This window comes from Sphaerobacter sp. (assembly GCF_019683595.1).
Lineage (GTDB): Bacteria > Chloroflexota > Chloroflexia > Thermomicrobiales > Thermomicrobiaceae > Sphaerobacter.
Genome location: NZ_JADGHZ010000164.1, coordinates 1 through 7,390, shown reverse-complemented (window position 1 = coordinate 7,390; position 7,390 = coordinate 1). Strand labels below are relative to the sequence as shown.

The 7,390-nt window shown below is 66.7% G+C and carries 6 protein-coding genes; all 6 read left to right on the top strand.

Annotation, left to right across the window (positions count from 1 at the left end):
* Nucleotides 1-42: 42 nt before the first annotated feature.
* Nucleotides 43-1,074, top strand: coding sequence for an NADH-quinone oxidoreductase subunit NuoH (gene nuoH / locus IRZ30_RS13985; protein ID WP_294086060.1), 1,032 nt, complete (start codon nucleotides 43-45; stop codon nucleotides 1,072-1,074).
* A 59-nt stretch (nucleotides 1,075-1,133) separates the two neighbouring features.
* Entirely contained in the window at nucleotides 1,134-1,862 is a 729-nt protein-coding gene (locus IRZ30_RS13980; protein WP_294086059.1) for an NADH-quinone oxidoreductase subunit J, read from the top strand.
* On the top strand, nucleotides 1,859-2,167 hold the full coding sequence (nuoK, locus tag IRZ30_RS13975) for an NADH-quinone oxidoreductase subunit NuoK (protein WP_294086058.1): 309 nt from the start codon (nucleotides 1,859-1,861) through the stop codon (nucleotides 2,165-2,167). Before IRZ30_RS13980 ends, nuoK begins: the two co-directional genes overlap by 4 nt.
* Before the next feature lie 102 nt (nucleotides 2,168-2,269).
* Nucleotides 2,270-4,168: an NADH-quinone oxidoreductase subunit L gene (gene nuoL / locus IRZ30_RS13970; RefSeq protein ID WP_294086057.1), complete on the top strand. Its 1,899-nt coding sequence runs from the start codon at nucleotides 2,270-2,272 to the stop codon at nucleotides 4,166-4,168.
* Nucleotides 4,169-4,185: 17 nt separating this feature from the next.
* The gene (locus IRZ30_RS13965; RefSeq protein WP_294086056.1) at nucleotides 4,186-5,769 is read left to right on the top strand and encodes an NADH-quinone oxidoreductase subunit M; all 1,584 of its coding nucleotides are present in this window, start codon (nucleotides 4,186-4,188) and stop codon (nucleotides 5,767-5,769) included.
* Between the two features lie 74 nt (nucleotides 5,770-5,843).
* The gene (locus IRZ30_RS13960) at nucleotides 5,844-7,340 is read left to right on the top strand and encodes an NADH-quinone oxidoreductase subunit N (RefSeq protein ID WP_294086055.1); all 1,497 of its coding nucleotides are present in this window, start codon (nucleotides 5,844-5,846) and stop codon (nucleotides 7,338-7,340) included.
* Nucleotides 7,341-7,390 lie beyond the last annotated feature (50 nt).

Below are 7,390 nucleotides of genomic sequence, written 5' to 3'. Positions count from 1 at the left end.
GGGGTGTAGGGGAGCAACGGGGAGCTTGAGGCAGAGGCGCGCATGAACTGGTCTGCGTTCATCAGCAGCTACATCTTCGCGTTCATCGTGCTCAACGTCATGCTCGGCCTGATGGCCTACATGACGTACATCGAGCGCAAGGTGATGGCCGCGATGCAGGACCGGGTCGGGCCGAACCGCACCGGTCCCTTCGGCCTGCTCCAGCCCATCGCCGATGGGGTGAAGCTCCTGGCCAAAGAGGACATCGTCCCCAAGAACGCGGACCGGCTGGTCTTCCTGATCGCCCCGTTGATCTCCTTCGTGTTGGCTCCCCTGTCCGCCGCGGTCATCCCCTTCGGCGGCACGATCACCGTCTTCGGCCACGATGTGAATCTCTATGTGGCGGACATCAACGTCGCCGTGCTTTATGTGCTGGCGCTGGGCGGCATGGGCGTCTACGGCATCATCCTGGGCGGCTACGCCTCCGGCAACCGCTACTCGCTGCTCGGGGCGCTGCGCTCGGCGGCGCAGGTGGTGAGCTACGAGCTCGTGCTCGGGCTGTCGCTGGTGGGGATCTTCATCCTGTCGGGCTCGCTCAGCCTCGTCGAGATCCTCAACGCCCAGCAGCAGCCGCTGACCCCGTTCGGGGGCGCGATTCAGATCCCGAACTGGTACATCCTGAGCCAGCCGCTGGGCTTCGTGCTCTTCCTGATCGCGGCCGTGGCCGAGACCAACCGCGCGCCGTTTGACTTGCCCGAAGCCGAGTCCGAGTTGATCGGCGGCTTCCACACCGAGTACTCGGGCTTCCGCTTCTCCTTCTTCTTCCTGGCCGAGTACATCAACATGATCGTCGTGTCGCTCATGGCGGCGACGCTGTTCCTCGGCGGGATCGACGGACCGATCGCGGACGGCGTCTGGTGGCTGGCGGCCAAGGCCGCGCTGTTCCTCCTGTTCTACATCTGGCTGCGCACCACGCTGCCCCGTTTCCGGTACGATCAACTGATGGGCCTGGCGTGGAAAGTCCTGCTGCCGCTGGCCGTGATCAACGTCGCGCTGACCGGGTTGATTCGACTTTGGGGGTTAGGTCTACTCTAGGGGCGCGGGCTCGGGTCGCCCGCAGTGCGTGGTGAAGCGACGAGGAGACGATCCGCGTCATGTCTGCTGAGGTCCTGGTATTCGACATTCTTGGGGCGGTGGCCGTGCTGGCAGCGGCCGGCGTCGTGCTGGCGCGCAAGCCGGTCCACAGCGCACTGTCGCTGGTCGTCAGCTTCGTCAACGTCGCCGCGATCTACGTCATCCTGCGGGCCGAGTTCCTGGCGGCGGCGCAGATCATCGTCTACACAGGCGCCATCCTGGTGCTCGTCCTGTTCGTGATCATGCTCGTCCACCCGGAGGATCTGCCCGAGTTCCACGGCGGGCGACCGATCCAGCGCGTGCTGGCACTCATCCTCGGCCTGGTCTTGCTGGGCGAGGTGCTGGCCGCGATTCTGACCCGCACTGTCGTTGGGCAGCCCGGCCCGTGGTCGGAGCAGGCGGTCCAGGCGGTCGGCGGGAACGTCCAGGCGCTGGGTCAGGTGCTCTACTCTGGCTATGTCTTGCCGATCCAGGCCACCGCGCTCCTGTTGCTGGTGGCCACCATCGGCGCGCTTGTGCTGGCGCGGCCCGACTCGCCGCGGGTGCGCCGCGTGGCCCGCGACACGGCGACCATCTCGCTGGGCCACCCGCGGGGTGCCGACGGCGCGAACGGGGTTGAGCTGCCGGCGCTGCCCCCGGTGGCGGGCGACCGGATCAAGCCGGAGACGGGCGAGCGCGAGTTGGTCATGGCCAAGTCTGGTGATGATTTCCTCGATCAGCCGGTTTGGGGGGAGCGGCGCCGGTCATGAGTGAGTTGACCGCCAACCATTTCCTTGTGCTCAGCGCGGCCCTCTTCATCATCGGGATGATGGGCGTGCTGACGCGCCGCAACGTGCTCGTCATCTTCATGTGCGTCGAGCTGATGTTCAACGCCGTGAACGTCAGCTTCATCGGGTTCGCCTGGGAGCAGAACTCGCTCGTGGGCCAGACCTTCGCCTTGTTCATCATCGCGGTCGCCGCGGCAGAGGCGGTGGTCGGCCTGGGCATCATCATGGCGCTGTCGCGGCGCCTCGACACGGTGGACATCGACAAAGTCCGCGAGCTGCGGGAGTAGACGGGCGCGGGGGTCTGGTGTGGCACGACTGCGCATCGTTGAGGAGGCTGCCGGCGAGCACGGCCGGTGGAGTAAGGCGCAGGTAGGGGAGTAGCCGTCGCGATGGCCAACTGGTTGTTTCTCATTCCACTGGCGCCGCTCGCCGCCGCGGTCATCAACTTTCTCTTCGGCCGCTGGTACATCCGGGATCGGGCGCACTGGCTCGCGATCCTCGGGGTGGCGGCGGCATTCGTGCTCAGCGTCGCCGCTTTCGCCCAGGTCGCGGGCGACGGCGAGGCGATCAGCCAGCATCTCTACACCTGGATCCCGGCGGGCGACTTCCAGATCCCGGTCGCGCTGACCGTCGACCAGTTGACCGCCGTGATGCTGGTGGTCGTCACCGGCGTCGGCCTGCTCGTGCACATCTACTCCGTCGGGTACATGCACGGCGACCCCGGCTTCTATCGCTTCTTCTCCTACCTCCCGCTCTTCGTCTTCTCGATGCTGATGCTGGTCCTCGCCAACAACTACCTCCTGCTCTTCGTCTTCTGGGAGGCGGTGGGCCTCTGCTCGTTCCTGCTGATCGGCTTCTGGTACCGGCGGCGCTCGGCGGCGCAGGCGGCGAAGAAGGCGTTCGTCGTCAACCGGGTCGGCGACTTCGGCTTCGGCCTGGGCGTCATGCTGATCTTCGTCAACCTGGGCACGCTGGAGTACACCGGCGTGTTTGAGGGGGTGGCCAGCCTGCCCCAGGGCACGGTGACCCTGATCGCGCTGCTTCTCTTCACCGGCGCCATCGGGAAGTCGGCGCAGATCCCGCTCTTCGTCTGGTTGCCGGACGCCATGGAGGGTCCGACCCCGGTGTCGGCACTCATCCACGCCGCGACGATGGTGACGGCCGGTATCTTCATGGTCGCCCGCTCCTGGGCGATCTTCGCTGCCTCGCCGGATGCGATGCTGGTGGTGGCGATCATCGGTGCCGCGACCGCCTTCGTGGCCGCGACGATCGGCCTGACGCAGTACGACATCAAGAAGGTGATCGCCTACTCGACGGTCAGCCAGCTCGGCTACATGGCCTTTGCGCTGGGGGTCGGTGCCTGGGCCGCGGCGATCTTCCACCTGATGACGCACGCCTTCTTCAAGGGCCTGCTCTTCCTCGGCGCCGGGAGCGTGATCCACGGCATGCACGACGAGCAGGACATGCGCCACATGGGCGGGCTGAAGAAGTACATGCCCGTGACCTACTGGACCTTCCTGATCGGCGCGGCGGCCAATGCCGGTATCGTGCCCTTCGCCGGGTTCTGGAGTAAGGACGAGATCATCGTCGGCGCCTGGGTCGGCGGGCGGCCGATCATCGCGATTGTCGGGCTGATTGCGGCGCTCTTCACCTCGCTCTACATGTTCCGGGTCGTGTTCCTCACCTTCCATGGGGAGGAGCGCTTTGACCGGCACCATGTCAAGCCGCACGAGTCGCCGGCCGTGATGACGATCCCGCTGCTGATCCTGTCCGCGGGTGCCGTGCTGGCCGGGTTCGTCGGCTTCCCGCCCGAGAACGGCGCCTTCCATCACTTCCTTGAGCCGGTCTTCAGCGGGCACGGCGCCGAGGCACATCACGTGTCGACGGCGACCACGCTGACGTTTGGGGCCATCTCGACCGTGATCGCCCTGGCGGGGCTGGGCCTGGCCTACGCGGCGTACATCCGCGGCTCGCTCAACCCGGCGACGATCGCGGCGCGGCTCGGCCCGCTCTATCAACTCGCGTATCGCCGGTGGTACTTCGACGAGATCTACGAGACGGTCATCGTGCACCCGCTCTACCGGCTGTCGGTCTGGCTGTGGCGGGTGGTGGATGTGCAGATCATCGACGGCACGGTCAACGGTGTGGCCGCGCTGGTGAGCTTCACCGCGCAGCGCTGGCGGCGGGTCCAGACCGGCCTGGTGGCGAACTACGCGCTCGCCATCGCGCTCGGGACCGTGATTATCGTCGGGGTCTACCTGATCGTCGGTAGCAACCTGTTCCAGTAGGCGGTAGAGGAGCGCAGGTGGACGGTTTCCCGATTCTGAGTGCGTTGACCTACGTGCCGCTGGTCGGCGCCGCGATCATCTTCTTCTGGCCGAAGGCGTCGCCGCAGGCGGCCCGCTGGGTCGCGCTGGGGGCGTCGCTGGTGTCGCTCGTCCTGTCGCTCGTGATGCTGGCCGGCTTCGACACCAGTGCGAGCGGCATGCAGTTCGTCGAGCGATTCGAGTGGCTGCCGGCGCTCGGCGTGTCCTACCACTTCGGGGTGGACGGCATCAGCGTCTTGCTGATCGTCCTGAGCACGCTCCTGACGACCATTGCCATCGTGGCCTCCTGGTCCTCGATCCAGCACCGCGTGCGTGAGTACATGATCACCATGCTGCTGCTGGAGACGGGGATGCTCGGCGTCTTCGTCAGCCTCGACCTCTTCCTCTTCTACATCTTCTGGGAGGTCATGCTGATCCCGATGGCGCTGCTGATCGGCGTCTGGGGGAGCGCCAACCGGATCTACGCGGCGGTCAAGTTCTTCCTCTACACCCTGGCCGGCAGCCTCTTGATGCTGGTCGGCATCATCGCGCTCTACCAGTCCTACTTCGAACAGACGGGCATCCGCACACTGGACGTGCTGCAGTTGCAGCAGGGCAACTACGGCTACACCTTCCAGATGTGGGTCTTCGCCGCCTTCTTCATCGCTTTCGCGATCAAGGTGCCGATGTGGCCGTTCCACACCTGGCTCCCCGACGCCCACGTCGAGGCGCCGACGGCCGGGTCGGTCCTGCTGGCGGGCGTGCTGCTGAAGATGGGCGGTTACGGGTTGCTCCGCTTCAACCTGCCCCTCTTCCCGGATGCGGCGCGTGACTGGGCGCCGGTGATCATGGTGCTCTCGGTGATCGGCATCATCTACGGCGCGCTGGTAGCCCTGGTGCAGCCCGACCTGAAGAAGCTGGTGGCGTACTCCTCGGTCAGCCACATGGGGTTCGTGACCCTGGGCATCTTCGCCTTCAACGCGCAGGGCCTCTACGGCGCGATGATCGTGATGCTCAGCCACGGGCTGGTGACGAGCGCCCTGTTCCTCTGCGTCGGCGTGATCTACGACCGGGGCCATACGCGACTCATCAGCCGCTTCGGCGGCCTGGCGACCAACATGCCGGTCTACGCGTCGTTCCTCGGGCTCTTCACCTTCGCCTCGCTCGGGCTGCCCGGGCTGTCCGGCTTCGTTGGCGAATTCCTTTCGATCCTGGGAGCCTTCCGCGCCGAGCGCGCGGCGGGCGTCATTGCCTTCCTGGTCGTGATCTTCTCTGCCTGGTACATGCTGTGGATGTTCCAGCGGGTCGCCTGGCAGCGCGCTCCGGGTGAGCCGCCGGACGCGAACGACCCGGAGGCGAAGCTGGCCGCGGACGAGCCGCGGCCGGTGATGGGCGGTGCCGAGCATGGCGACGACGTGATCGACCCGCGGACGTTCCGCGACGTCACGTGGCGCGAAGCCATGACCCTGGCGCCGCTGGCGGTCCTTTCGATCTGGATGGGCGTCTACCCGCAGTGGTTCATGAACTTCCTGCGGACGGCGCTTGAGTTGGTGGCGAAGCCGTTCGGCGGGATCGGCTTCTAGCGACCGGCGCGTTCACACGGTAGTGCGGTGCGGCGGGGATTCCCCGCCGCCCGCCTTGCGAAGGAGACACGAGGGTGCCAGTCGTCGAACTCGTACGGCCGGAGTGGGGTCTGATCGTCCCCGAGCTGATCCTGCTGGGCACGATCGTGGTCGTGCTCGCCGGGGACCTCATCCTCTCCCGCCGGCAGCATAGCGTGTTGACCTGGGTGGCGCTGGCCGGCCTCGCGCTCTCGCTCCTGTCGAACCTCACGATCGACTGGGACGCCGGGCGGTCCACCTTCAACGGCATGTTCCAGGCCGACTACTTCAGCCTCTTCATCAACATCGTCGTCGGCGTTGCCGGTATCCTCTCGGTCATGATCTCATCGTCCTACGTGGAGGGCGGCGAGGAGCCGGAGGGCCTGCCGTGGCCGGAGTATCTGGCGCTGCTCCTCTTCTCGATCCTGGGCACGATGCTGGTCGGCGCGGCCGGCGATCTGCTCATGATCTTCCTCGGCATCGAGATGGGGTCGCTCGCCGTCTACGCACTGACCGGGTTCGCCCGGCGGCGCGCCACCTCGCTTGAGGGCGCCCTGAAGTACTTCCTGCTCGGCGCCTTCGCCACGGCGATCCTGATCTACGGCATGGCCTGGACCTACGGCGCCACCGGAACGACGGCGCTGGACGAGATCGCGGCCCGGCTGCGGCCGGTCATCACCGGCGAGGGTGGCATCGAGGCGTCGCTGCTGCTGGCGCTCCTGCTGCTGGCGATCGGCCTCGGGTTCAAGATCGCCGCGGTCCCCTTCCACATGTGGACGCCGGACGCCTATCAGGGCGCGCCGACGCCGGTCAGCGGCTACATGTCGGTCGTGCCGAAGGTGGCGGGCTTCGCCGCGATGGCGCGCGTCCTGGTGCAGGCGCTGGGGCCGCTCAGTGACTCCTGGCTCACCCTGATCGCGATCCTGGCGCTGGCCACCATGGTCTACGGCAACGTGGTGGCGATCGCCCAGCGCGACGTCAAGCGTATGCTCGGCTACTCCTCAATCGGCCATACGGGCTATATCCTCGTCGGGCTGGCGGCCTACAGTGGGATGAGCGCGGACGACCGCAGCGTCAGCAGCGTGCTCTTCTACCTGTTCAGCTATGCCTTCATGAACATCGGCGCCTTCGGCGTCGTGACGTGGTTGCAGTCCCGCGGCCTCGGGGTGACCCTCGACGACTTCCGCGGGCTGGCGACGCGCAGCCCGCTGGCTGCGATCGCGATGACGGTCTTCATGCTGTCGCTGATGGGCCTGCCGCCGCTGCTCGGCTTCTACGCCAAGTACTACGTGATCCTCGCCGCGGTGCAGGTGGGGTTGATTTGGCTGGCCGTGGCGGTGGTGGTCATGAGCGCGGTATCCGCCTTCTTCTACCTGCGCGTCGTGGCGGTCATGTACTTCAACGAGCCGGTCGGCGACTGGAAGACGCAGCGGACCCCGCTGCTCGGCACCGGGCTGGCGCTGATGGCGATCGGCACGCTCGTCTTCGGCCTCCTGTCCAGCCCGCTCCTCGACCTGGCCCAGAAGTGGGTGCAGGCGTTCGGCGTGGCGTAGCAGGCGGGGTACCCCTCACCCCCTAACCCCCTCTCCCACAAGGGGAGAGG